The sequence below is a fragment of the Pantoea sp. RIT413 genome (genome assembly GCF_003057675.2).
In the GTDB taxonomy this organism is placed as follows: Bacteria; Pseudomonadota; Gammaproteobacteria; order Enterobacterales; family Enterobacteriaceae; genus Pantoea; species Pantoea eucrina.
The window spans coordinates 639,515-665,634 of sequence record NZ_QBJB02000001.1 but is presented as its reverse complement, the minus strand read 5'-3'; the positions used below and the strand labels follow the sequence as shown (position 1 = coordinate 665,634).

At 55.5% G+C, this 26,120-nt stretch carries 22 protein-coding genes and 3 tRNA genes; 18 read left to right on the top strand and 7 right to left on the bottom strand.

Annotated features, from left to right (window positions below):
- Nucleotides 1–15 precede the first annotated feature (15 nt).
- Both rutB and rutA read right to left on the bottom strand, forming a co-directional pair.
- On the bottom strand, nt 16–729 hold the full coding sequence (gene rutB / locus DBY66_RS03125; protein WP_039383697.1) for a pyrimidine utilization protein B: 714 nt from the start codon (nt 727–729) through the stop codon (nt 16–18).
- Nucleotides 729–1,820 (bottom strand): pyrimidine utilization protein A, encoded by a 1,092-nt coding sequence (gene rutA / locus DBY66_RS03120; RefSeq protein ID WP_094111354.1) that lies wholly within the window; start codon nt 1,818–1,820, stop codon nt 729–731. Before rutA ends, rutB begins: the two co-directional genes overlap by 1 nt.
- 292 nt (nt 1,821–2,112) lie before the next feature.
- On the opposite strand from rutA, the gene rutR reads away from it, so the two are divergent.
- Nucleotides 2,113–2,748: an HTH-type transcriptional regulator RutR gene (rutR, locus tag DBY66_RS03115; RefSeq protein WP_108569223.1), complete on the top strand. Its 636-nt coding sequence runs from the start codon at nt 2,113–2,115 to the stop codon at nt 2,746–2,748.
- Between the two features lie 19 nt (nt 2,749–2,767).
- Entirely contained in the window at nt 2,768–3,742 is a 975-nt protein-coding gene (locus DBY66_RS03110; protein ID WP_108569224.1) for a metal-dependent hydrolase, read from the top strand.
- Between the two features lie 41 nt (nt 3,743–3,783).
- Here DBY66_RS03110 and cycA read toward each other — a convergent pair whose 3' ends face one another.
- Nucleotides 3,784–5,175, bottom strand: coding sequence for a D-serine/D-alanine/glycine transporter (gene cycA / locus DBY66_RS03105; RefSeq protein ID WP_108569225.1), 1,392 nt, complete (start codon nt 5,173–5,175; stop codon nt 3,784–3,786).
- 286 nt (nt 5,176–5,461) lie between these two features.
- On the opposite strand from cycA, the gene DBY66_RS03100 reads away from it, so the two are divergent.
- From DBY66_RS03100 to DBY66_RS03090, 3 genes are all read left to right on the top strand, one after another.
- Nucleotides 5,462–6,160 carry an extensin family protein gene (locus DBY66_RS03100; protein ID WP_039385784.1) on the top strand — a complete coding sequence of 233 codons (699 nt, stop codon included), beginning with the start codon at nt 5,462–5,464 and terminating at the stop codon, nt 6,158–6,160.
- 825 nt (nt 6,161–6,985) lie between these two features.
- On the top strand, nt 6,986–7,708 hold the full coding sequence (sdiA, locus tag DBY66_RS03095; protein WP_104084758.1) for a transcriptional regulator SdiA: 723 nt from the start codon (nt 6,986–6,988) through the stop codon (nt 7,706–7,708).
- A gap of 123 nt (nt 7,709–7,831) precedes the next feature.
- Complete coding sequence (locus tag DBY66_RS03090; protein ID WP_071668718.1) at nt 7,832–8,443, top strand: acyl-homoserine-lactone synthase; 612 nt, start codon at nt 7,832–7,834, stop codon at nt 8,441–8,443.
- A gap of 29 nt (nt 8,444–8,472) precedes the next feature.
- On the opposite strand, the gene DBY66_RS03085 is transcribed toward DBY66_RS03090, so the two are convergent.
- Complete coding sequence (locus tag DBY66_RS03085; RefSeq protein WP_039383713.1) at nt 8,473–8,700, bottom strand: DUF2594 family protein; 228 nt, start codon at nt 8,698–8,700, stop codon at nt 8,473–8,475.
- A gap of 401 nt (nt 8,701–9,101) precedes the next feature.
- On the opposite strand from DBY66_RS03085, the gene uvrY reads away from it, so the two are divergent.
- The 7 genes from uvrY (at nt 9,102) to DBY66_RS03050 (ending at nt 15,898) form a co-directional block, all read left to right on the top strand.
- Entirely contained in the window at nt 9,102–9,761 is a 660-nt protein-coding gene (gene uvrY, locus DBY66_RS03080; protein WP_039383715.1) for a UvrY/SirA/GacA family response regulator transcription factor, read from the top strand.
- Nucleotides 9,754–11,586, top strand: a complete 1,833-nt coding sequence (gene uvrC, locus DBY66_RS03075; RefSeq protein WP_108569226.1) for an excinuclease ABC subunit UvrC — start codon at nt 9,754–9,756, stop codon at nt 11,584–11,586. Before uvrY ends, uvrC begins: the two co-directional genes overlap by 8 nt.
- Before the next feature lie 68 nt (nt 11,587–11,654).
- A complete protein-coding gene (pgsA, locus tag DBY66_RS03070; protein ID WP_039383718.1) occupies nt 11,655–12,203 on the top strand; it encodes a CDP-diacylglycerol--glycerol-3-phosphate 3-phosphatidyltransferase in 549 nt (182 codons plus the stop codon).
- A gap of 149 nt (nt 12,204–12,352) precedes the next feature.
- A tRNA-Gly gene (locus DBY66_RS03065) sits at nt 12,353–12,428 on the top strand.
- Between the two features lie 42 nt (nt 12,429–12,470).
- Nucleotides 12,471–12,544 (top strand) — tRNA-Cys (locus DBY66_RS03060).
- A gap of 11 nt (nt 12,545–12,555) precedes the next feature.
- A tRNA-Leu gene (locus tag DBY66_RS03055) sits at nt 12,556–12,641 on the top strand.
- A 461-nt stretch (nt 12,642–13,102) separates the two neighbouring features.
- Complete coding sequence (locus tag DBY66_RS03050; RefSeq protein WP_146745170.1) at nt 13,103–15,898, top strand: hypothetical protein; 2,796 nt, start codon at nt 13,103–13,105, stop codon at nt 15,896–15,898.
- Between the two features lie 102 nt (nt 15,899–16,000).
- Here DBY66_RS03050 and DBY66_RS17905 read toward each other — a convergent pair whose 3' ends face one another.
- Nucleotides 16,001–16,171 carry a hypothetical protein gene (locus DBY66_RS17905; protein WP_039383726.1) on the bottom strand — a complete coding sequence of 57 codons (171 nt, stop codon included), beginning with the start codon at nt 16,169–16,171 and terminating at the stop codon, nt 16,001–16,003.
- 176 nt (nt 16,172–16,347) lie between these two features.
- On the bottom strand, nt 16,348–17,847 hold the full coding sequence (locus tag DBY66_RS03045) for a SulP family inorganic anion transporter (protein WP_039383728.1): 1,500 nt from the start codon (nt 17,845–17,847) through the stop codon (nt 16,348–16,350).
- A gap of 430 nt (nt 17,848–18,277) precedes the next feature.
- Between DBY66_RS03045 and DBY66_RS03040 the strand changes: the two genes are divergently transcribed.
- The 5 genes from DBY66_RS03040 (at nt 18,278) to DBY66_RS17900 (ending at nt 23,355) form a co-directional block, all read left to right on the top strand.
- The gene (locus DBY66_RS03040) at nt 18,278–18,709 is read left to right on the top strand and encodes a MarR family transcriptional regulator (protein ID WP_039383731.1); all 432 of its coding nucleotides are present in this window, start codon (nt 18,278–18,280) and stop codon (nt 18,707–18,709) included.
- A gap of 2 nt (nt 18,710–18,711) precedes the next feature.
- The gene (locus tag DBY66_RS03035) at nt 18,712–20,382 is read left to right on the top strand and encodes an MFS transporter (protein ID WP_108569228.1); all 1,671 of its coding nucleotides are present in this window, start codon (nt 18,712–18,714) and stop codon (nt 20,380–20,382) included.
- A gap of 11 nt (nt 20,383–20,393) precedes the next feature.
- Entirely contained in the window at nt 20,394–21,485 is a 1,092-nt protein-coding gene (locus tag DBY66_RS03030) for an HlyD family secretion protein (RefSeq protein WP_039383736.1), read from the top strand.
- Nucleotides 21,482–22,855: an efflux transporter outer membrane subunit gene (locus DBY66_RS03025; protein WP_039383739.1), complete on the top strand. Its 1,374-nt coding sequence runs from the start codon at nt 21,482–21,484 to the stop codon at nt 22,853–22,855. The genes DBY66_RS03030 and DBY66_RS03025 overlap by 4 nt, the downstream gene beginning before the upstream one ends.
- Before the next feature lie 326 nt (nt 22,856–23,181).
- Nucleotides 23,182–23,355: a hypothetical protein gene (locus tag DBY66_RS17900; RefSeq protein ID WP_158086437.1), complete on the top strand. Its 174-nt coding sequence runs from the start codon at nt 23,182–23,184 to the stop codon at nt 23,353–23,355.
- Here DBY66_RS17900 and DBY66_RS03020 read toward each other — a convergent pair.
- On the bottom strand, nt 23,343–24,485 hold the full coding sequence (locus tag DBY66_RS03020) for a beta-glucosidase (RefSeq protein WP_108569229.1): 1,143 nt from the start codon (nt 24,483–24,485) through the stop codon (nt 23,343–23,345). The genes DBY66_RS17900 and DBY66_RS03020 overlap by 13 nt on opposite strands.
- Nucleotides 24,486–24,633: 148 nt before the next feature.
- Here DBY66_RS03020 and DBY66_RS03015 point away from each other — a divergent pair, with 148 nt between their 5' ends.
- Nucleotides 24,634–26,094: a phospholipase D family protein gene (locus tag DBY66_RS03015; protein ID WP_039383744.1), complete on the top strand. Its 1,461-nt coding sequence runs from the start codon at nt 24,634–24,636 to the stop codon at nt 26,092–26,094.
- Nucleotides 26,095–26,120: the final 26 nt, after the last annotated feature.

The following is a 26,120-nucleotide window of genomic DNA, read 5'->3' as shown; positions in this document are numbered from 1 at the left end:
CCTGATAGCGAAAAGTTACTGACCCTGCAGGGCTTCGCAGAACGTTTGTGTATCGCTGACCCAGCCGAAAAACGTTTCGATATTGAACAGCGCGGCCTGCTGCGCAAAATCAGGTCCGGCCTGATGCGTGGCGTCAGCCAGTACCACACCGAAATATTCCAGAAAGAAGCCGTCACGCAGCGTGGACTCGACGCAGACGTTGGTGGCGATGCCGGTAAAAATCAGATGACGGATCCCGCGGCTGCGCAGCATGCTGTCGAGCGGCGTATTGAAAAAGCCGCTGTAGCGCGGTTTTGGCAGCACGATATCGCCCGGTTCGGGCGTCAGCGCATCCACCAGCGCATAATCCCAGGTGCCTTTCGCCAGCAGGGTGCCCTGCAGCTCAGGCTGGCGGCGCATGGTTTTCAGCGCATTAGATTTGTGAAAATTGGGGGAGCCCGCATCGCCCGCCTCAGTGTAATCGCTGTCCCAGCCGTTCTGGAACCAGATAATCTGTACGCCGGCAGCGCGTGCCGCGGTGACCGCCTGATGAATTCTGGCGATAACCGGCTCGGTGGCAGAGACATCAAATCCCGCCAGGTCGAGATAGCCGCCTTTAGTGGCGTAGGCATTCTGCATGTCGACGACAATCAGCGCGCTCTGAGCCGGAGGCAGGGCGATCGCCTCCGGACGGGCGGGCAGAGTGATATGCGGTGTGGTGCCGGTGTGTGCGCAGGTGACGGTTTTCATTATGCTACCTCCTGCGCCGCAGCGATCACGTTGCGACGGCACTGCATCAGCGGCTGTATGCGCTGGCCGAACGCTTCAATACCCTCCAGGAAATCATCAAAGGTCAGCAGCACGCCGTGCGTACCATCAACCTGAGCCACTTCATCCAGCATGCGTGCCACGCTGGCAAAGGAGCCAACTAACGTGCCCATATTGATGTTAACGGCGGAGGTCGGGTCAGCCATCTGACGCACGTTAGTATCGCTGCCTGAACGGGTATCCTGCTGGCTCTGAGTCGTGAGCCACGCGAGTGCCTCTTCGTCGGCGCCAGCTTTGTAGTGCTCCCATTTTGCGCGGGCCGCTTCGTCGCTCTCGGCGGCGATGATCATAAACAGAACGTAGGAGCCGACGTCGCGGCCCGCCTGCTCAGCAGCAAGCTTCATGCGGGCTGCGGTCGGTGCAAAGGCGGCTGGCGTATTAACGCCCTTACCAAAGCAAAAGTTATAGTCGGCATGCTGAGCTGAAAATGCCATGCCCGCATCACTCTGTCCGGCGCATATCACCTTCATCGGCTTCTGCGGCCGTGGACTGACGCGACAGTCGTTCATCGTGAAAAAATCACCTTTGAAGTCGCTCTGGCCGGTTCCCCATAAATCGCGCAGCACCGTGACATACTCAGTCAGGTATTGATAACGGCTGGCAAAATAGTCATCGCCCGGCCAGATCCCCATCTGCTCATACTCTGGTTTCTGCCAGCCGGTGACGAGGTTTACGCCAAAGCGTCCGCCAGAAATTGAGTCGATGGTCGCAGCCATACGCGCCACGATGGCGGGTGGCAGCGTCAGCGTGGCAGCCGTGGCGTAGATCTCAATCCGCGAGGTGACCGCCGCCAGGCCGGCCATCAGCGTAAAGGACTCCATATTGTGATCCCAGAACTCCGTTTTGCCGCCGAAGCCGCGCAGCTTGATCATTGAGAGTGCAAAATCGAAGTGATAGTGCTCAGCGCGCTGCACAATCGCTTTATTGAGTTCAAAAGTAGGCATGTACTGCGGCGCATGCGTAGAGATCAGCCAGCCGTTATTGCCAATCGGAACAAAGACACCAATTTTCATATGTCACCTCTTTGCATTGATAGGACGGTTTCACGCGCTGCGCTGCTTCCTGCACGCATCCTGCGGGCGGCGCTCTCTCTTGATTGCAAGTCGCGTGCCACATAAATAATTTTTATATTTATCATCAGGATATGAACCGCCGATCGGCCAGCCGGGACGGCACCGCGATTTTCAGACCATTTGGTCAAAACAAATGCACAGCAATCAGGCAGCCGTCGGGCAAAAAAGGTGCAGCCCGCCATATCTGCCAGCTGTGTTATGATGTGAATTCACGACAGGGAGAGGTAACAGCATGAAAAATGATGAGAAAAAACCGCGCCGTCGTTCGCAGGCGGCGACCGCAAAACGCGCCGCTATCCTGCAGGCGGCGCTGGCGCTGTTTTCCCAGTTCGGTATTCATGGCACCAGCCTTGACCGGGTGGCTGAGGGAGCAGAGGTGTCAAAAACGAATCTGCTCTACTATTACCCTTCAAAGGAAGTGTTGTATGTCGCCGTGCTGAAAGAGATTCTGGATGTCTGGCTGGCACCGCTGCGCGCGCTGCGCGCCGACCAGGATCCCCTGACGGCCATTCGCCACTATATTCGCCTGAAGCTTGAGGTCTCCCGCGATCATCCTCAGGCATCGCGGCTGTTCTGTCTGGAGATGCTGCAGGGCGCACCACTGCTGCGTGGTGAACTGGCGGGCGACCTGAAAGCGCTGGTAGAGAGTAAGGCGGCAATAGTCGAGCAGTGGATCAGCGCCGGACAGCTGGCTGCCATTCAGCCGCAGCATCTCTTTTTTATGCTCTGGGCCACCACGCAGCACTATGCTGACTTTGCCTCGCAGGTTGAGGCGGTCACCGGGCAGACGCTGCAGGATCCCGACTTTTTTGCACAGACGTTGCAGAACGTAGAGCGGATGATTATCGAAGGCATTCGCGTGCGCTAACGATTGAGGGAGGAGAAGCATGGATTCGCTGTCGCAACTGGCGCTGGGCGCTGCAGTTACCATTGCCGTCATGAACCGCCGGGTACCGGTATGGCAGGCGGCCCTGGCGGGGGCAGTCGCCGGCACGCTGCCGGATCTGGATGTGTTCGTCGATCACGGCGACGCAATACGCAATATGACGCTGCATCGCACCGAGAGCCATGCGCTGCTGATCCTGACGCTGCTGGCGCCGCTGGCCGGCTGGCTGGCCGCCGGGATCACCCGCAGCAAAGCGCACTGGCGCAGCTGGTGCCTGGCCCTCTGGCTGGCGCTGATCACCCATCCGCTGCTCGATCTCACTACCGTGTATGGTACGCAGCTTGGGCTGCCGCTCACTGACTATCCGTTTGCCATCGGCAGTATGTTTATTGTCGATCCGCTCTATACGCTGCCGCTGCTTATCGCACTGGGCGTAGCGCTATGGCGGCGTGATGCCACCGGCGTGCGCTGGACCCGCCTGGGCCTGTTAATCAGCACGCTTTATCTGGGCTGGAGCATGGTGATACAGGGCGTCGCCACGCGGCAGATTGAACAGCAGCTGGCGCAGCAACACGTTGTATCACAGCGGCTGCTGGTCACGCCGACGGCGTTCAACACGCTGGTCTGGCGTACGGTCATTATTACGCCGGATCGCTATGGCGAAGCGTACTGGTCGCTGTTTTCACCCCGGCGGCCGTTACAGATTGCGTGGCACGATCGTCAGATGGCGCTGCTGACACCTTTTAAAGGGCAGTGGCATGCGGAGCGCGTTGTCTGGTTCAGTCACGGTTTTTACGCGCTGCGTCAGCAGGCGGGCAATACGCTGATTAGCGATTTGCGTATGGGTGAGGCGCCCGATTACACCTTTACTTTTAATCTTGGCAGGCCGGAAGCGCCAGCAGCGGCGCCGCAGCGTGAGGCGGCCGCACGCCCGTCACTCCAGCGTGCCTGGCATCAGTTCTGGCAGCGGTTATAAATGAAAAAGGCCCGCTGATGCGGGCCTTAAACAGAACGGGATCAGGCTTTACGGCGTCGCAGCAGCCAGCCCATAGTGAGCAGCATAAACCACAGCGGCGTAACCATCAGCGCCTGACGGGTATCCTCCTGCAGCGTCAGCAGCACCAGCACGAAAGCAAAAAATGCCATGCAGACCCAGCACATAATTTTGCCCAGCGGCATCTTAAACGTTGACGACGCGTGACGCTGCGGATGCTGTTTACGGTAGGCCAGGTAGCTGCAGAGAATGATGGTCCAGACAAACATAAACAGAATGGCGGATACCGTGGTCACCATGGTAAACACCGTCATCACGTCCGGGATCAGGTAGATCAGCGCGACGCCGCCCAGCAGACAGAGACAGGAGAAGAACAGGCCGGTGGTGGGCACGGCGCGCGCGGAGAGACGACCAAACGCCTTATGCGCTACCCCCTGTTCTGCCAGGCCATACAGCATGCGGCTGGTAGAGAAGATGCCGCTGTTGGCTGACGAGGCCGCTGAGGTCAGTACCACAAAGTTAACGATGCTCGCAGCAGCGGGCAGGCCAATCAGCACAAACATCTCTACAAACGGGCTGCGATCCGGCATCACCTGATTCCATGGCGTAACGGCCATAATCACCAGCAGCGCCAGAACGTAAAACATAATAATGCGCAGCGGTATGGCATTGATGGCGCGGGGCAGGACCTTGTGCGGATCTTTGGTCTCTGCCGCGGCGGTGCCTACCAGCTCAATACCGACAAAAGCGAACACGGCAATCTGGAAGCCGGCGAAAAAGCCGCTCAGCCCTTTCGGGAACATCCCGCCATGCTGCCAGATATTGCTGAGCGATGCCGTGCTGCCGCCGGGTGAAGGGTAGTGCGTACTGACCAGCACAATACCGGTAATAATCAGGGCAACAATGGCGACAATTTTGATAATTGCGAACCAGAACTCCATTTCCCCGAAGAGTTTGACCGTGGCAATATTCAGCGCCAGAAAGACAAAGACGCACAGCAGCGCGCTCATCCAGATAGAGAATCCGGGGAACCAGAGCTGAAAATAGGCGCTGATGGCGACCACGTCAGCGATGCCGGTAACGACCCAGCAGAACCAGTAGGTCCAGCCGGTAAAATAGCCCGCCCACGGGCCGAGCAGATCGGCCGCGAAATCGCTGAACGATTTATATTCCAGATTAGAGAGCAGCAGCTCTCCCATTGCGCGCATAACAAAAAACAGCATGAAGCCGATGATCATATAAACAAAAACGATCGACGGCCCCGCCAGGCTGATGGTTTTGCCTGACCCCATAAAGAGCCCGGTTCCGATAGCGCCGCCAATCGCAATAAGCTGAATATGACGGTTATGCAGGTTGCGCCGGAGTTTTTCCGGCTGTTCAGCCTCACTGAGGGCTGTTTTGGATTGATCAACCATAAAGATAGCTTTCCTGTCTTGATGTTGTGTCAGCTCTGATGGCTGTTGAAATACGTGCCTTTGCACAGGGCAAGAGCGCATAAGATAGAGGAAAGGCCACCGGGTCTGGTAATTGTTTTTTAACCTTTGTGACCTTTTGCGTTTTTTGCTCTGTCAGCAAATATTTACATGGTTGCTCTTTTAGTCACTTTGCGTAAATAAGCAGCACTTTTTCCCGGAAGAACAGGCAGATGAGGCAAGCCAGCTACACTTAGTCACAGGTTTACAAAGTGATAAGGCAGAGATGGTGCGCGCACTCATTGCGACAGGAATAATTGCTCTGGTGGGGTGGTGGAGTTTGCCCTGGCTGAAATCGCAGCTTCCGGCGCAGTGGAATCCGTTTATTCCGCTTAACGTCACGGATGCGCCAGGCTGGATAACACGTTACAAGCTGGAGAAACTGCGTCACGATCCAGCCGCCTGTCTGGCGGTGCTGGAGCGCGCCAGTGCGCAGGGACGGGTAAGTTTTCGCACGACGCCTCCGGTGCGGGGTAACTGCACAATTGAACAGCCGGTTCGTATCAGCCAGTTTGGGCCGGTTACGCTCAGCAGCAGTTTTCTTGCCAGCTGTCCGATGGCCGTGGCAAGTACGATGTATGTCACGCGCAGTAATGCTGCATTACAGCAGGCGGGTATCACCAGTCCGCTGCGGCGTATTGAGCATGTTGGCAGCTACGCCTGCCGCAACGTCTATCATCGCCAGGAGGGACGCCGCAGCGAACACGCTACGGCAGAGGCGTGGGATGTCACCGCTTTTCAGCTGGCCGATGGCCGCTGGTTACGGGTCGCCAGAAACTGGCAGCAGCCCGCCAGCAGCGCGGCGGGTTTGCATGCACTCTGGCGCAACGGCTGTGCCAGCTTTGGAAACGCACTGGGACCAGACTACAACGCAGCTCATACCACACACTTTCATCTGGGCATGCGCGGCGGTGGATTCTGCCGCTGATGCGGCAGGCTGTTAATTTTAAAAGCCGGGCAGGCTTAATAGTTAATTTGCGCCAACGCTATTTTAGATCCAGTCCCTCAAAGACGCAGAAGGCGTGATTACAAATGAGAACCATTACCCGACTAATTTTTATGTTTGAAATAAGTCTGCCTTAAATAACACTCATCTGTTTTAATAATGAGATATCTCCGGTGAATTTATTTACTCTCCAAAAGAAAAATCGGGTGCCAGCGTCAGATTGTTCAGGCTATCTGCAGCGGACATCATCGCGTTAAAACAGAATTATATTGGTTATCCGCCTCACTCTGTTTTCATTCCAGCGGCTGATGACAGCGTATGCAACTGCGGCAGGCAGTTTATGCCGATAAAATGCGTAGTCGCGCATGGCGCAGGCATCAGCGTGGTGCGGATACAGATAGCTCAGGGTTGCCGATTGCCGGAGGTAACTTTATTTATCAGTGGAATTAAAAACCGTCCATGACTAAATCATTTAGCGCTTTTAACTGAAGGTGAATGTCTCTGCTAATCATTATTTTACTTAAAATCGATGCTAAACTTTTATCCATCTAATAATTAATTTTAATGGGTGGAAGATTGAAACTTTATCAGAAAAATCCTATGCTGGTTTCACGTATCTTTATGCGCCTGAGGCCTGGCAGTCAGGTCACTGCGGCGCTCGCTTTATGGCAACAATTCGATAACTTTCCGGCTGTATAACGCAATCTACAGCAGGAGCCTTTTATTCATTCTGTTCAGATTACGTCTCACCGATATAATCGGACAAGCATCAGGTTAATAAAAGACGTTAAATACGTCAGGATAATAATGACTACCGATAATTATTTTGTCTGGCGAGCCGAAACAGCAAAAGCGTTTCAGGGGTTGACGGAGGTGGTGCAATTAAAAGCACTGTTGCAAAAGCAAATCGTCGCTCTGGGATTCGACTTCTTTGCCTTTTTTGTGCAGCAGCCGGTTCCCTTCACCCGACCGCGTTTTTTCCTGTTCAGCACCTACCCTGAATCCTGGATCCTGCATTATGAGCGGCATAACTACTATGCCGTCGATCCTGTACTGCGGCTTTGTCAGCAGCCCGGAAAAGGGATTGAGTGGTGTGCTGAGATTTTCACCGGGGCGGCTAATCTTTGGCCAGATGCGCAGGCAGCGGGACTCCTGAGCGGCTTTTCTTGCTCAGCGATGGCATCAAATCGTGCCATTGGTATATTATCAATAGCATCACGTCAGCCCGGACGCTCCAGGCACCGCACCGTTGAGCTTGAGGTACAGATAAACTTTCTGGCGGACCTGAGCTTACGGGTTCTTGAGCGCTTAAAAGATAGCTCAATGGTGGTGCTGGCTAAGGGATTTAGCGAGCGGGAGCTGGAAATTTTGAAATGGACAGCTGAAGGAAAAACCTCGGCAGAGATTTCGCTTATTTTGGCAATATCAGAACATACGGTGAATTTTCACCAAAAAAACATGCAAAAACGTTTTAACGTTTCAAATAAAACGCAGATAGCGTGTTATGCCGCAGCGACAGGTCTGATATAGCAAAAGGCAACTACTAATACTGGTAGTTCCCTATCCGTATTGAGTTGTCTACCCTGCGCCGGAAACTTAGCCAGGCTGGCACGATAAAAATCATTGCACACATGGGGATGTCAGAGGCGCATGATGAAAATAATTCAAACACAGCTAAAGGATATGCCTTCCTCACTGCTAGCCGAACTGGGTACCTATCGTTATAGCGTGTTTGCGCGTGGCGAAGGCTGGTCAATTCCTCCGCGGCTGAGCACACCGGGGCAGGAGTACGATCGCTACGACCGTTCAGACGTGACCTGGCTTATCGCCTGGAATGCACGTAAAGGCATTTGTGGCTGCGCGCGATTACTGCCGTGGCATGAACCGGAAGTGGCTGAAGGTATTATTCTGCCGTTTGCGCAGGATAAGGTTTGGGAGATGTCACGCTACTCAGCACGGCTGGAGGTGGATGCGGAATTACCGCTGAATATCCTGTGGCACTCGGTGCAGCTGGCAGAGCTGAGCGGCATGGAGTATCTGATTAGCTCGGCCACGCCGATGCTGGAGAAGATGTTTGCACAGCATAATGTGGTTTATGAACCGCTGACGCCAGGGTTGATCCAGTCGGAAGATAATCTGTTCGCTATCCGTATCCCGGTTGAACAGCCGGCACTGGCGGAAAAATATCGCGGCACGCGGCGCTTTAGTCCGGAAGAGGTGCTGCCTTCGCTCGGCGTCTCCGTTAACTGGCAGGCGCACAATTAATACCCCGTGCAGCGCACGGGGCTGGCCGCTTACTGACGGTAAGCGGTTTTGATCTGACGGATCGTGTTGCTGAATACTTCAGCCTGGGGCTTATCAGCCAGCGCATTTTGCACATAGCGTTCCATATTGATAATTACTTTACCGGCGTCTGCCTGTCCCATGCCTTTGAGAATCAGAGTAATCATCATTTTGAGGCAGGCAACTTCATCAGCCAGTGCCTGAGTGTCACGCGACGTTACGAAATCTTCATCACTCATCTTCAACTCCCTGGTGGTATCGATTTACACAGATTCTGTCTTTCCGTGCATAAAACAGAGAGTATATCATAGGTTTGCTTTCTCATTCAGAGGCCAGAAAAATCATTATTCGATCCAGTTAAAGGCAGGGCAGTGCAGACCGTTTTGGCTCGCCTGATACTTTTTCGGCTTAAAAAAAGAAAACAGGCAGATTTATTACAACATGCTGTTATTCAATGAAATGTTAAATAAAAAAGCTGTTTAGTTTGCAGAAAATGGATTTTTTTCTGAAAAGATTTAATTATTTGATTTAGAGCATTGCGTCGCAGGTTGTTCTGGTATGTCTGATGTTCAATGCGCATAAAAAACGCTAAGATTACGCTCTTTTTTAATTACCTTTCTAACCTGCGGAGTATGTCCCGTTGATCAGCCTGCTGCTTGTTGATGACCATGAACTGGTACGTGCCGGTATTCGTCGCATTCTGGAAGATATCAAAGGACTGGTCATTGCCGGCGAAGCGGCGTGCGGAGAGGATGCAGTAAAATGGTGCCGTCAGCACACGGTGAATGTCGTTCTGATGGACATGAATATGCCGGGTATCGGCGGACTGGAAGCGACGCGCAAAATTGTCCGCTACAACCCCGATATTCGCATCATTATGCTGACTATTCACACCGAAAACCCGCTGCCGGCCCGGGTAATGCAGGCGGGCGCCTCAGGCTATCTGAGCAAAGGCGCTGCGCCTCAGGAGGTGGTCAGCGCCATTCGCGCCGTCCACGCTGGACAGCGCTATATCGCCTCAGATATCGCTCAGCAAATGGCGCTGAGCCAAATCGAGCCGCAGAAAGCGGAATCGCCCTTTAGTTGTTTGTCGGAACGGGAATTGCAGATTATGCTGATGATTACCCGGGGACAAAAAGTTACGGAGATATCCGAACAGTTGAACCTGAGCCCGAAAACCGTTAACAGCTACCGCTATCGTATGTTCAGTAAGCTAAACATCAGCGGTGATGTAGAGTTAACGCATCTGGCCATTCGTCATGGTCTGTTCAACGCGGAGCCATTAATAAGTAGTGAGTGAACTCTTTAATCCCAAAGCCTTTCTCAGCACCGTAACCAGCCAGCCTGGCGTCTACCGAATGTATGACGCGGCCGGTACGGTGATCTATGTCGGTAAAGCCAAAGACCTTAAAAAACGCCTCAGCAGCTACTTTCGTGCGCAGACTGGCAGCCGTAAAACGGATGTGCTGGTCAGTAATATTTGCAATATCGACGTTACGGTCACGCATACTGAGACAGAAGCGCTGCTGCTGGAGCATAACTACATCAAGCTTTACCAGCCACGCTATAACGTGCTGCTGCGCGATGATAAATCGTATCCATATATTTTTCTTAGCGGCGATACGCACCCCCGGCTGGCGATGCATCGCGGTGCCAAACACGCCAAAGGGGAATATTTCGGTCCGTTTCCAAATGGCTATGCGGTACGCGAGACGCTGGGCCTGCTGCAGAAAGTCTTTCCTATTCGCCAGTGTGAGAACAGCGTCTATCGCAATCGCTCGCGTCCCTGTTTGCAGTATCAGATTGGACGCTGCCTCGGTCCGTGCGTAGCCGGTCTGGTCAGCGAAGAGGAGTATGCCCGGCAGACAGACTATGTGCGGCTGTTTCTGGCCGGTAAAGATGATCAGGTCATCAACCAGCTGGTAGCGCATATGGAGGCGGCAAGTCAGGGATTGCGTTTTGAAGAGGCGGGGCGGCTGCGCGATCAGATTCAGGCCGTACGCCGCATTACTGAAAAACAGTTTGTCTCAAATCAGGGTGACGATCTTGATGTCATGGGCGTGGCCTATGATGCGGGCATGGCCTGTCTGCACGTGCTGTTTATCCGCCAGGGGAAAGTACTGGGAAGCCGCAGCTATTTCCCCAAAGTCCCGCCTGACACTGAGCTGACGGAAGTGGTGCAGACCTTTGTCGGGCAGTTTTATCTGCAGGGAAGCGAGGCGCGCACCCTGCCCGGAGAGATCCTGCTGGATTTTAACCTGGCAGAACGCAACCTGCTGGCTGAATCACTCAGTACGCTGGCTGGTCGCAAAGTCAATATACAGACCAAGCCGCGCGGCGATCGGGCACGCTATCTCAAGCTGGCGCGCACCAACGCGGCAACGGCGCTGACCACTAAGCTGTCGCAGCACTCCACTATTCAGCAGCGGCTTGCCGCGCTGGCTTCCTGGCTGAAGCTGGAGAGCATTCAGCGCATGGAGTGTTTTGATATCAGCCATACCATGGGTGAGCAGACTATCGCCTCCTGCGTGGTGTTTAATCAGGATGGCCCGCTGCGTTCTGATTACCGGCGTTACAATATTGAAGGGATCACGCCGGGCGACGATTACGCGGCGATGAATCAGGTGCTGCGCCGCCGTTATGGCAAAGCGCTGGAGCAGGATAAAATTCCGGATGTCATTTTGATTGATGGCGGTAAGGGTCAGCTGACGCAGGCGAAAGAGGTATTTGCGGAACTGGATGTCAGCTGGGATAAACAGCACCCGATTCTGCTTGGTGTCGCTAAAGGCAGCGATCGCAAGGCGGGACTGGAAACGCTGTTTTTTGAAGCGGAAGGTGAGGGCGTTTCTCTGCCGCCGGATTCGCCAGCCCTGCATGTCATTCAGCATATTCGTGATGATGCTCACAATCATGCAATTTCAGGCCACCGTAAAAAACGCGCCAAAGTGAAGAACACCAGCGCGCTGGAAAGTATTGAAGGCATCGGACCTAAACGGCGTCAGCAGCTGCTGAAATATATGGGAGGCCTGCAGCCGCTGATGAACGCCAGCGTGGATGAAATCGCCCGCGTGCCCGGTATCTCCTTTGCCCTGGCTGAAAAAATATACCACTCGCTGAAACACTAACATTGAAACAGGGGGGGCAATGTAGGAACATACGTTAAACCCTACACACACCAGACAGTTACTGGCATATGCAATATAACATCCCAACGTGTCTTACCCTGTTTCGCGTTTTTTTGATTCCTTTTTTTGTACTGGCGTTCTACCTGCCGTTTTACTGGGCGCCTTTTGCGACAGCGCTGATTTTTGTTATTGCCGCCATAACGGACTGGTTTGACGGCTTTCTGGCGCGTCGCTGGAAACAAACCACGCGCTTTGGTGCATTTCTCGATCCGGTGGCTGATAAGGTCATGGTCGCTATGGCGCTGGTGCTGGTTGCGGAATATTTCCACGCGTGGTGGATAACCCTGCCTGCTGCCACCATGATCGCCCGCGAGATTATTATCTCTGCGCTGCGTGAATGGATGGCGGAAATTGGCAAGCGCAGCAGCGTTGCCGTCTCATGGATTGGTAAAGTCAAAACCACGGCGCAGATGCTCTCACTGGTTGCGCTGCTGTGGCGTCCTGATGCTACGGTAGTAGGCGTTGGCGTGGTCGCACTCTATATCGCGGCAGTGCTGACATTCTGGTCGATGTTTCAGTATCTGAGCGCAGCACGCGGTGATCTGCTCGATAGCTGATCGATACGATTCAAAAAGCAGCAAACAGACGCAGTGGGTGATAATTTTATTGACTCACTGCGTGAGATAAGTAGAATGCATCGCATCGAACGGCAGCACAGCTGCAAGAAGCTGAATAAAAACAGCAAGTTCGGTAAAGCAGCAGTTATGCGGGAATAGCTCAGTTGGTAGAGCACGACCTTGCCAAGGTCGGGGTCGCGAGTTCGAGTCTCGTTTCCCGCTCCAGTTTCAGCAATGGGTCACTGACCGGTTGCACATCAGAATAAAGGCGCGTTGGCAGAGTGGCCATGCAACGGATTGCAAATCCGTCTACCTCGGTTCGACTCCGGGACGCGCCTCCAGTTTACACCCTGCCCGGGTGGTGAAATCGGTAGACACAAGGGATTTAAAATCCCTCGGCTTATGGTCGTGCGGGTTCAAGTCCCGCCCCGGGCACCATACAAAACACCGAATTAAAAAAGCGCTATAAGTAATGTCGTAACCGCCTTCAGGCGGTTTTTTTGTGTCTGCTGTTTTTCATTCCTGACGCCCCACCGTGCGTGCCTGTATAACCAATCCCAAATCATAATACCTGGATAACAGCCTTTTTGATCTTTCACTGCAAAACAGAACCTGCGCAGGTGACATGATTCATGTTTTTCCTGCGATTAATTGATAAAGCACCGGGCAGGTGCTGGCAACGCTGCATAGCGTAGTTAATGGTCGATTTATGAAAGTTGTTCTTCAAAAGCCGCATCTATACTTTTTGCCGCATCGCGGATTTCGGGCAAACCAGTCATCCACCTTATCGATAAACCCAATTTTTCCGGGTTTTCACGTCAGAAGTCTGCGCTTTAAAATGTGATTGCTGCTGCCGGAAGGGATCCCGGCGCGAAGCCAGTAAAGATATGGAGATTATTATGTTTACTATTAACAAAGCATCGGCGCAGTCTGTTCCTGTTGCTCTGCCTCCGGCTGATGCCACGGCACCAGAGGGCTGTGTATCTCTGGACTCATTCTTTAGCGATCCCTATGTCATAGAGCACCTGGCGCTGGCGGCAACGCTGAAAAAAAACCAGTCGGGAACGCTGTTAAGCAATATTTTTAATAAGCGGGATGTCTGTTTTGATTCTGAACAGAAAATAAGAGACGCCGATTACGCTATAAAAGATGGGTTTCTGTATCGTGCCCACTATGCGGATCCGCATACTGTGACGAGCGCGGGGGTAACCCGCAATACGCAGGAAAACGAGGAGGAATGTTTTGATGATTATCTGGCAAAGTTGTTTGAGCATACTGCCGGGCACAGCAGCCAGGGAGCCATATTATCTTTCAGTAGCCATGAGAAAACAGCTAAAAAATTTATGGCAGAAGGGAAACTCCTCCTCAAAGTAGATGCTGATAGTGAGGCGGATAAAAACGAGTTTATTTCCGTACCACAACTGATACTGCAGCATGGCGGGCGATTGCTCAAAGCAGGAAAGATAGACAAGCTAACGCTGCTTTCTGCTCTCGATCAGCTCAACAACAGAGAGCGTGAATTTTTTTATATTGGTAAACCTCATGGCTATCGATATGGCGAATTACCCCCGTATAAACTGGCTTTTGGTGAAGCGGCGCAGCCGGTTACTACGCATGTTGCGGCCCGTGACCAGGAGCCTGTTGCGGCAGCCGTGGTGCTCAGAGAAGATAAAACCGGCGTAGCCCGCGATCGTATCTGCTATCCGGGAGTCAGCAGCTGCCTTACGATTACTTTCAGACATGAAAATTTTTTAGCAGGAGCGCACTTAACAATAGCCACAGATAAGAACGCCCTTAAAGATGTACTGAAAGAAATAAAAGCGCTTAACCCGAATAAACCCATTGAGATTATTGTCGCTTCTCCATTTTCTGTTTATAAAATCGGCGTGTCTGATAAAGAGTTAAATACCCGCTCAAAGTTAAAAAAAATCATAGGCAGGATTTTTCCGGATACGTCAATCCGGTTGGTTGACACCTCCGATATACGGTTGTCCCATATTCTGGTCAGTAAAAATAGCCTTGAGTACGTAAACGAAAGCAACTTCAGAGTTATCGGCAACCATTGTCCCGATGCGTCAGCCTTCGCAAAATCCGCTGAAACCGTCTTGCCGGACAGGCCGACGCCCTTAGCCTCACTGGCGAGCAGCAGCAGTGGTGCGGTAACGCGCTCAGCACTGAGCGCCTGGCTAAAGGAAACTGATTTACCCTCCCGCCGCAGTGAAGAACAGGTATTAAAGGATTTAAAAGAGGCTGGCTTTGCGGTCACCGCTTCTCAGCTGAAAAAAGCCTGGTCCGATGCACTGCCGGCCGGCGATGCTGTTCTCGCTTCAGCGCCGGATAACCCCTCTTCTGAGATCGCCTCACCTGAAATAAAGAAATTACGCTCAATCAGAACCCTGACAACGCTGAAACATCAGCACGGAATGCCGAACCAGGATCGGCAGCGCGAACTCAATGCCCTGCTTAAATTGGGTCCGCAGCTGGCTGATGTGGCGCGCCATCCGGGTAAAGAGATGCTTGAGACTATTTTAGATAAAGATATTTCCCCTGCCGGCTATTCACAAATGAGCAGTGAGTTCAGCCAGGCTCTGGCGACGGATTACTTTGAGACACTAGACGATACCCTTAAAAGTGAAGAAAACCCGACAGGCGACCCCCCCCTGGCCTCAATGCTCAACCCGCTAAAGGATCATCTGCTGGAAAACCGTGGTCAGCAAAATATGCACCCCTGGAATGATGGGTTGATCCGCACTTTGAGTACGGCAGGAAAGGGTGCGCAGGCTCAGCGAGCTGCGCGCGCATTATCTGCGGAGCTGGAGCGGGATCCTGACATCGGCACGGCATGGAAGCCCGGATCGTCTGCAGCGCCATCGCCTGAAGCTGAGCGCATCAGAGAAAAGTTGACCCAGCTGAGCACTCGTGAAGGTTTTATACAGAAAGAGCAGAGGCTGACCGGGCTTCTTTCGCGACGAGACAGGAATATTCAGCAGGACAGAGAAAGGCTGACACTTAAGGCAGCAGCAGATCGGGCAAAACGCAGGGAAGCGGACCGCCAGGCGTGGAACGCCTTCAATCGCCACGTTGATAATATGGTTGCCGGGGGGCAGGATCTCAGGGCCAGACATGCCCGTGAGAGAAGCGAAATCGATGCCCGTGTCAGCCGGGATTATCATGCCCGCATGGATGCCTGGCAGAGTACAAGAGAAGAGATGGGGAAGAAAATGCAGGCCATACTGCAAGCGCTGGCAGCCAAATCCGGAACGGCTGCAGCGCGTAAGATGAGTGTGCCGGCTAATCTGGGGCCGATTATCAGTACGGCAGACCGGTTAAGAAATGAAGCTGACGCTGCTATTACGGCTTTCACCTGGGCTCTGCAGAAAAATCTCACTGAGGGAGAGCTAAAGCAACGTCTGACTGACATGGAGAGGGTTACTGAAAAGCTGGTTGCTGAAGAGCAGCACCTGTTCAATCAGGTAGCAGGCCTGATAGAAAAAAAGGTATCCGTAGCGCGACCGGATGAGAGAGAAGTAGATACGTTGTTAGGCCAATTAGCTCAGGAAGTCATGACAGAGCGTCTCCCTGATATTAACCGGACTCACGGGCTTCAGGACCTGTCATCGGAGAGAAGAGCTGAGAGAGAGCCGCAAAAAATAGCCCTTGCGCGGTCTGCTTATGACAAAGTCGGCAAAGAGTAAAGCTAACAGCTAACCCCGATTTCATACGCGGAATGTCAGCAAAGAGAGCCTGTCAATACCCCGAACGGGCAATAACTACCCGGCGCAGCCGGGTAGCGAAAATTAACCCTGCGGCTGGCCGACCGGGCCTTCGCCTTCGCTGGCGCCTGGCACCGGCTGGTTACTTGGTGCGTGCGGACGACCGTCGGCACCCACGGCATCACTATGCTGCATGCAGCCTGCCAGTGAAAAAAGCGTAACCGCTACCAGACCTGCTTTCATAATCCACGACATACAATCCCCTTAATAAACTACTTTTATACGCCTGCCAATCAGCGCGTTGCGCCGTTAAGCAAAGCCGCTGAAGGGCTAACTTGCAAGCGAAACGGGAGATTTAAGACATAAGGACGGGCAGAAACAGCGCGGAGCGCGCGGGCAGGGCGCTCAGAGGCGCCCTGCTGACAGGCGGATTAACCGAGGTTGCCGCTCAGGCGATCGCGAAAATCGCTGCTGCGGTTATCCAGACCGGTAAAGGTAACTGTGGCACCGTGACGCTGATAACGGTATTCGATTGCGTCCAGCGCGGCGACGCTGGAGGCGTCCCAGATCTGAGCGTGCGTCAGATCGATAGTGACCTGGCTCGGATCGTGGCCATAATCAAAGTGCTCGAACAGGTCATTACTGCTGGCGAAAAATAGCGGACCGCGTACGGTGTAGTGAACCCGATCCCCTTCCGGGCTGAGCGTGCGCTCGGCATGAATAACATGGGCGATACGCCGGGCAAACAGCATCATGGCCAGAATCACGCCGAGCAGCACGCCAATCGCCAGGTTGCTGGTCCAGACGGTGATCGCGACAGTCACCACCATCACCAGCGTCTCTGACCACGGCATCCGTTTCAGCGTTGCGGGTTGCAGGCTGTGCCAGTTAACGGTCTTCACCGCCACCACCATCATAATGCCCGCCAGAACCACCATCGGGATCTGCGCCATGATATGGCTCAGGCCAGTCACCAGCAGCAGCAGTACCAGTGCCGCCGCTATGGTTGAAATCCGGGTACGCGCGCGGCCCAGCTCGACGTTGACAATTGTCTGCCCAATCATGGCGCAGCCGGCGATGCCGCCGTAGAAACCGGCGAGAATATTGCCAATGCCCAGCGCCCAGGATTCGCGCCGTTTTCCTGATGGCGTGTCGGTAAGATCGTCCACCAGCTTTGCCGTCAGCAGCGACTCCATCAGGCCAACAAACGCAACGGAGAGCGCGGCGGGCCAGACGATCTGCAGCGTCTGCAGGTTCAGCGGCACCAGCAGTTCGGTAAACCCGGGCAGCCCGGCGCTCATCGGACCTTCATCGCCCACGCTGGGTACGCGATAACCGAGCAGCAGAGCGACGGCGGTAACCACGACAATGGCAACCAGCGGTGAGGGAACACTTTTCAGTACGCGCGGCAGCAGCAGCACAATGGCCAGCGTGGCGGCAAACAGGCCCCAGACCAGCGCAGAGTGGCCCCAGACGTGCGGCACCTGCGCAAAGAAAATCAGTACGCCCAGCGCGTTGACAAAGCCCAGCATCACCGAACGCGGGATATAACGCATCATGCGCGAAAGGCCGGTGACGCCAAACACAATCTGAATAATGCCCGCCAGAATCACGGCAGGCAGAATATAGGCCACGCCGTGCGCATGAACCATCGGGCCAATAACCAGCGCCACTGAACCGGCCGCCGCGGTCACCATCGCCGGACGCCCGCCCAGCAGTGAGAGCGTCAGACAGAGCACGACCGAAGCGATCAGGCTGACTTTAGGATCAACGCCCGCAATAACAGAGAAAGAGATAACTTCAGGAATGAGTGCCAGCGCGGTGATCACCCCGGCCAGGCATTCGCGGGTAAGCAGGGCGGGTGAACGCAGAACGCGGGCGACCGTTAAATCGCCCGCGTCAGCACTATTGCGATCGGTTTGTGAATTCATAACGTGTGCGGACTCTTAAGTTATAAAGCGTATGCGGCAGCGAGGCAGCAGAAAAACAGGATGTTTAGCGTGCGAATGTTACCGGTCATTGGTGGCCCAGACCAGCGAAAGAGAGAGAGCAGCAGGGTAAAAAAATAACCTCTGCAGGTGGAAATCCAAAAACACCTGCAGAGGCGACGCAAAAGCATCATTCGTTACTGAATCGTCAGCCGATTCATGGCGCTAAAGTTATACAAAAAAAGGGTTTGTGTACAACTAATTTCTTAAGCATTTTGTGCGATATTAGCCGGTTAGCGGGGGTTACGGCAGGCTGTGGTCTGACATGTACAGGTTTTTATCTCAAATCGATACAACCTTTTCCCTTTTATAGCGGCGTGAATTATAATTACGCCTTCTTTTAGTTAGGTATCTAACCATTAGGTGGCTAATCTTGACCGACTACCCGCAGCCCTTTTCCCGGCTTTTACATCAGACGGCTCATGCATGGCGGCTGGCGGTCGATCGCCGGCTGAAAGAGAGCGATTTGAGTATGAGCAGCTGGATGGCGATTGCCAGCGTCGCCACCGCCAGTCAGCCGCTGACGCAGAAAGCGCTGGCGCAGCAGCTGGGTCTGGAGGACGCGAGCGTGGTGCCACTGGTGGATCGGCTTGTGAAGCAGCAGCTGCTGGCTCGTCTGCAAACGCCCGAAGATCGGCGTAAACGTCTGCTGGTGCTGACGACGCAGGGCGAGCAGGCGTTTACTCAGGTCAAAGCGCAGGCAGACGATCTGCGCAGTCAGCTGCTGGCTGATATCGATCCCGCTGCGCTGGCTGTCACGGAGACGGTGCTGCAGCAGCTGCTCGATCGTCTGGGTAGCGCCTGAGCATGGCCAGACGTAATCCCTACGCGCAGCGGGAATGGCTGCCGCATGAAAAGCCGATGCTGCCAGGCTCCCCCTCCACGCCGCTGCATTCGCCAGGCAAGCGCGTCGCGTTTGGCCTGATTGGCTTGCTGATCACGCTGACCGGCGCGCTCAGCAACGCGCTGGTCACGGCAAACCTGACCAATCTGCAGGGGACGTTTGCCGCTTACAGCAATGAGATCGCCTGGCTGCCGGCGGTTTATGTGATGGGAAACATTTCAATTAACCTGCTGCTGGTAAAATTTCGCCAGCAGTTTGGCCTGCGGCTGTTTACCGAAGCGTTTCTGGTGCTGTATGTCATCGTGGCGTTTTTTCATCTGTTCGCCAACGATCTCAGTTCCGCCATCATTGTGCGCACCGCACACGGAATGGTGGCTGCCGCGCTCAGTTCGCTGGGGATCTACTATCAGGTACAGGCGTGGCCGGCAAAACACCGGCTGAAAGCGCTGGTGATCGGTATCACGGCTTCCCAGCTGGCGATCCCGCTGGCGCGACTCTTTTCTACCGAGCTGCTGCAGCTGGAGGAGTGGCGTGGTCTCTATCTGTTTGAGCTTGGGCTGGCGCTGATTGCGCTCGGCTGCGTGCTGGTGGTCAGGCTGCCCCCGGGAGACCGCATTAAAGCGTTTGAAAAACTCGATTTTGTCACGTTTCTGCTGCTGGCACCGGGTATGGCGCTGCTGTGCGGTGTGCTGTCACTGGGACGCATCGAATGGTGGTTTACCACGCCGTGGCTGGGCGTCTGTCTGGTGCTGGCGCTGGTGCTGATTGTTTCAGCCGTTGTGGTGGAGCATAACCGGACCAATCCACTGATCAACACCCGCTGGCTGAGTAGCGGCATGATTGTCCGGCTGGGTATCGCCTTGATCATGATCCGTATTGTGCTGGCTGAGCAGAACACCGGGGCGATCGGCTTTTTGCAGCAGCTGGGGCTGCTTAACGATCAGCTGCATGGCCTGGCGCTGGCCATTATTGCCGGCGTCATCTGCGGCATCATCGCCAGTGCGCTGACCATCAAGCCTGGCCAGCTTAACTGGCCAATTGTGACCTCGCTGGCGATTATGATTGTGGCTTCGCTGATGGACGCGCAGTCAAATCCGCTGACGCGCGCGCACAACCTCTATTTTAGCCAGTTCCTGCTGGGCTTCAGCAGCGCCTTTTTCCTGGCGCCAGCGATGCTGCTGGGGATCGGCAGCGTGGTGACGCAGCCGAAAAACCTGGTCAGCTTTGTGGTGCTGTTTGGTATGAGCCAGAATCTGGGCGGGCTGATTGGTTCAGCCATTCTCGGAACGTTTCAGACCTGGCGGGAGAAGTATCACTCCAGCCTGCTGGCCGACAAACTCTCGCAGCTCGATCCTAACGTGACGGAACGGCTGGATCAGTACAGCGCGCTGTTTCGCAGTCAGCTGACCGATAGCGTGCTGCTGGGCGCCCAGAGCAGCATCCAGCTGCAGACCGTCGCCACGCTGCAGGCGAACGTCCTTGCGTATAATGACACTTATCTGCTCACGGCAGCCCTGGCGATGTGCACGCTGCTGTGGGTATTATGGCGGCTGTCGCGTCAGCGTTATCTTGCGTGGCGGCAGGCGAAAAATCATCATGATGAGCCGCGTCAGACAGCGCCCTCAGCGAACTAAACGGAGAAGAGATGAGTCAACAGGATGATCTGCAGGTGGCTGAGCGCGAACGTGCGCATCGCCGCCGCACGCTTTCTATCGCCGCTGGCGCGGGAATTGTGATTGTGGGTGTGCTGGTAATTCTTTATGCCTGGCAGCTCTGGCCGTTTACCAGCAGCGTACAGACCACGGAAAACGCCTATGTGCGCGGTCAGATCACCTTTATCAGTCCGCAGGTCAGCGGCTATCTGACCGGCGTTGAAGTTGTGGATCTGCAGCCGGTGAAGCAGGGCGAGCTGCTGATGACCATTGACGATCGTATCTATCGTCAGCGCGTGCATCAGGCTCAGGCGCAGCTGGAGATGAAAGTGGCGGCACTGAAAAATAATCAGCAGCAGCGAAAAAGCGCTGAAGCGACCATTCTCAGCAATAAAGCCGCGCTGGAGAATGCCCGGGCACAGAGGCAGAAAAGCGGGCTCGACCTGAAACGGGTGGAAAATCTGGCGTCGGATGGGTCGCTTTCGGTGCGCGAGCGTGATGCGTCGCGTGCCGCGGATGCGCAGGCGCAGGCGCAGATGCGGCAGGCCGAAGCGCAGGTTGCCGTAGCGCAACAGAATCTGCAAACGGTGGTAGTAAACCGCGCTTCGCTGGAAGCTGACGTGGCTAACGCCCGTGCGGCGCTGGAGCTGGCGAATATCGACCTTGCTAACACCCGGATTGTGGCGCCTGATAGTGGTCAGCTGGGACAGCTCTCCGTGCGTAAAGGAACCTATGTTACCGCCGGTACGCGTCTCACTTCGGTGGTGCCGGATAAAAAGTGGGTGATTGCCAATTTTAAAGAGACGCAGCTGGCACATATTCGCCCGGGCTTACCGGTGACGTTTAGCGTTGATGCGCTTAACGGCCGGCGCTTCAGCGGCAGAGTAGAGTTTATCTCTCCTGCGGCTGGCTCAGAGTTCAGCGCCATCTCCCCCGACAATGCCACCGGAAACTTTGTGAAGATTGCGCAGCGCATTCCGGTACGGATCGGCCTTGATCCCGATGCGCAGCAGCTGCTGCGTCCGGGCATGTCAGTGGAGGTCAGCATCGATACTGCCGCAGAGCCGGCGAAGGAGACGCCGTGAAGCCGCTGCTACCTTTATCACTTGCGCTGTTGCTGCTCAGCGGCTGTGCGACCCAGGTTGAAAAAGCGCCCGCTTCGCTGCCCATCCCGGAGCAGTGGCGCGATCGGACCGGACCGCAGGCGCCGCCGGAAGCCGCATGGTGGCGCACCTTTGGCGACAGCGATCTGAATCGTCTGGTCAGTCAGGCACTGAAATATAATAGCGATATTCTTCTTGCCCGGGCGCGGGTCGATCAGTACCGGGCGCAGGTGCGCGCAGCGCAGGGCGATAACTTTCCGGCGCTCTCTGCCGGTGTGGCTGCCAGCCGTCAGCGTTCGCTCTCGGCGGCAACCGGCCAGCCTTATGAAAGCGCAGTGTTTCAGGGTTTACTGCAGGCTAATTATGAGGTCGATCTCTGGGGCAGCCGCAGTAACAGCATACGCGCGGCGGAGGCGACGCTGGAGGCGCAGCGCGCTGCGGCGGCGGCGGCTGAGCTTACCGTTGCCAGCTCAGTGGCATCGGGCTACGTTACGCTTGCCTCGCTGGATGAACAGCTGCGCGTGACGCAGGCGACGCTGGCAACGCGCGAAAACTCCCGCCAGCTTGCCCGGCGCCAGTTTGAAACCGGCTATACGTCGCGACTGGAGTGGATGCAGGCGGAGTCAGAGTACCAGACGGCCAGCGCGCAAATTCCGCAGCTGCAGCATCAGATCGCGCAGCAGGAGAACGCATTAAGCGTCCTGGCGGGCATGAACCCGCGTGAAATCGCACGCAGCCATCGCTTTGACAACATCCGGCCGCACGCTCTGCCCGCGCTGCTGCCGTCGCAGCTGCTGAACCGGCGTCCCGACATTGTTCAGGCGCAGCGTGAGCTGCTGGCGGCAGATGCTTCTCTGGCGTCCGCACGCGCCAGACTGCTGCCTTCACTTAACCTCACCGCCAGCGGCACGCTGCAGAGCAGCGAGCTGCACACGCTACTGGATAATCCGTTTCGTCTCTGGAGTCTGGGGGGCAGTATCCTGGCACCGCTGCTTAATCGCGAAGCGCTGACGGCACAGGTTGACGTGCAGATGGCTACGCGCAATCAGGCGCTCTACAGCTATGAAAAAACGGTGCGTAACGCTTTCTCAGAAACAGAGGATGCGCTGGATGCGATCCGCCGTAATCAGGAGCAGCTGGCGGAACTGCAAAAGCAGGAGCAGTTTGTAGCGGAAGCGTACCGGATTGCCCGCAATCGCTATCAGAATGGTTATGCTTCGTATCTTGATGAGCTTGATGCACAGCGTACGCTGTTCAGCACGCAGCTTAATATTGTCTCGGTGAAAAATAATCTGCTGCAGGCGCAAATCGATCTCTATCGGGCACTGGGTGGCGGCTGGCACGCCGCCTGAAGCGGGATCCTGGCGGTAGCAGGAAAGTGATAAAGTCACGCGCGGTATCTGTTTCGCACAGAAATAGTCGTGAAATATTTATCACTTTCCATTACACTCAGCGCGCAATTTTGCCCTAATTCTGCTTACGCTATTGAGTTTTCATGAGTTTGCCGGCCCCACCTGACGATAACGACGAGTCTCACCGTCAACCGCTTGATGATGCGCACTTCGCTATCGTGGTTCTTGCGGTCACTTCGGTAACGCTTATAATCTTTGTCCTGATGCTCACTCTGTGGATGAGCTAACGCCTGCAACGCAGTATCAACGCCTGCAAGGAGAGCTAAATGGACGCTCGCGACGATAAACTGATCGCTATCATCGCCTTACTCTGTGCCTGTCTGATTGGCGTGATTTTTCTTGTTACCATGACCTGGCTTACCGATGTGCGCCGTCCTGCCGATACGCTGCAGGACGCCAGAAGCTGTGCGCCCGCTTCCCGTCACGCTCAGCGCTCCTGACGCTGCCATTTGATCTGCTGACCGCGCAGCTCCAGGGCCAGTCCCTCATGCAGAGTACGATTACCGTTAGGATCGCCCAGCCCGAACAGGGCGCCGGGAGAGCGGCGATCGTCCGCCCAGGCGGGATACTCCACCACCGGATAGAGTGAAATTCCCTCCAGCGCAACGCCCTGAGCCAGCGCCAGCCGCGCTTCCGCACTGACGTGCCGCAGCCATGGCGCGCGCGCATCGCCTTCAGCCCCCGTTTCCGCCAGCAGCAGCGGACGCTGATAGCGCTGCCAGCACGCCAGCAGCAGCTGGTGCAGGGGCTGACGCTGCGGATGATCGGGTGGCAGGGTATCGCCTGACCAGAACCAGTGGTTGTCGGGATAGTAGTTCAGGCCCAGAATATCGAGAAAGTCCGCCTGTCCGCCGAGTCCCGGTTCAGCGCGCCCGGCCAGCCAGTCCCACGCTTCAAACTGCATCTCATGCTGCCGGGCAGCATGCCCGGCACTCTCTGGCTTATCCGGGTCCGCAGCGATCTGCACCAGCGGATCGGTCAGCACAAAGCGAGCTTCAGGATAGACATCGCGGATCGCATGCATCGCGGCCAGCGAGGCGCGCACCAGCTGGCGCTTCAGATCGCGTCCGCGTTCGCTGGCGTAAGGATCGAGCCATGAGACATCCGCCCCGGCCCAGGCCCAGAATGAGATTTGATTAATCGGGGTAAAAAACGGCTGCTCCACGCCCTCATCGCGCATCAGCTGTGCCATAGCGCGTGCATAGCGGGCAAAGTGCTCAACGAACGCCGGTTTCCAGATATTGAGGTGCGCCGGATAGCCAAAATGCGCCAGCTCCCAGATAATCTGCATATTGTGGCGTGCGGCCGCATGGATCATCGGCAGAAAGGAGCGCCAGTCGTAGTGGTCAGGCGTCGCTTCAATCAGATGCCAGCGCGCACCGTCGCGCGCCGTGAGCAAACCTTCCCGCACCAGCGCGGCGTAATCTTTATCCAGCAGCATATCGTGTCCGCTACTGACAACCATATCCAGACGGCGGCCGCCGCTGCGACAGGCGGTAGAGCAGGGAAAGCTGCCCTGAAAAAAACTGCGAAAAAGCCGGGGTTGATAATGAGGCAGTAACGCGGTCATATTTCACTCCTCAGGGTAATCGCCCGATGCAGAACCACGGGCTAAGTCTAGACTAAATTAGCAGCCGGCTCTGCCGGTCAGGCGTGCAGGTTGCCTGCCACAGCGACAATGCCAATAATAAGCGTGATTACGTATTCAGGGATCCAGTATGAGCGAAGCAGCAGCGCTGCCCGGCCAGTTAGCCGCGGGCGATGAATTACGGCAAAGCGTGGCGCAGCAGTGCGCGCAGCATCCCGGCCTGAGTGGCATCCATCCGCTTAACGACGGGCTTGACGCGTTTGCTGCGCGTTACCTGCTGATGAGCATGGCGCGGCACACTATCGATGTACAGTACTACATCTGGCATAACGACATGTCCGGACGCCTGCTGTTCAGCGCGCTGCTGGACGCTGCCGGGCGCGGTATCAGGGTGCGCTTACTGCTGGATGATAACAATACGCCGGGGCTGGATAACACGCTGGCGGAGCTGGAGCGTCATCCGAACATTTCGGTCAGGCTGTTTAACCCCTTTTCATTCCGCACGCTGCGCGCGCTGGGCTACCTGACTGACTTCGCGCGCCTCAATCGCCGGATGCATAATAAAAGTCTGACGGTAGATGGCGCCGCAACGCTGGTGGGGGGGCGCAACGTCGGGGATGAATATTTTGGTACCGGCAATGAGCCCCTGTTTACCGATCTCGACGTGCTGGCCATCGGGCCGGTTGTCGATGAGGTTACCGCAGATTTCGAGCGCTACTGGCATAGCCAGGCGGTATCGCCGCTGCGCAGCGTAGTGGACGTGCGCAGCGATGAGGGCGAAGCGGTGCGCCTGCCGCCGGAGTGGCAGCAGAGCGAGGCGGTGCAGCGTTATCTGGCGCGTCTTAACCACTCCGATTTTGTCAGCCAGCTGGAGCAGGGCGCGCTGGCGATGACCTGGGCTGAGGCGCGCCTGCTGAGCGACGATCCGCGCAAAGGGCTGGGCAAAGCCAGACGCAGCAGCCTGCTGCCGCAGCGGATGCTGGAGGTCATCGGCACGCCACAGCAGCAGTTCGATATTATCTCAGCCTATTTTGTCCCGACCCGCGCCGGGGTGGCGCAGCTATTGTCACTGCGCCGGCGCGGCGTGCGTATCGCCGTGCTGACCAACTCACTGGCGGCCAATGATGTCACCGTGGTGCATGCCGGGTATGCGCGCTGGCGAAAAAAGTTGCTGCGCCACGGTATTGCGCTATATGAGCTGAAACCTCAGGCACACGCCGGCGAACCTCCGCACGATCGCGGGTTAACGGGTAACTCTGGTTCCAGCCTGCATGCAAAAACGTTTACCGTTGATAATCGCAAAGTCTTTGTGGGTTCATTTAATTTTGACCCCCGCTCTGCGGTGCTGAACACTGAAATGGGACTGGTCATTGAGAGTGAAGCCCTGGCGCGCCAGACGCATGATCGCTTCAGTCGCGGTATGCAACATCGGGCCTGGACGCTGCGGCTGGACAAGTGGGGCCGGGTGAACTGGATAGAACAGGATGAGCAGGGCGCAGAAGTGGTACATAAACATGAACCGCAGTCAACGCTGCTGCAGCGCCTGCTGGTGCGGCTGGTGTGGCGCCTGCCGGTAGAGTGGCTGCTGTAGCGGCGCGCTGAAACGCGCCGCCGGTG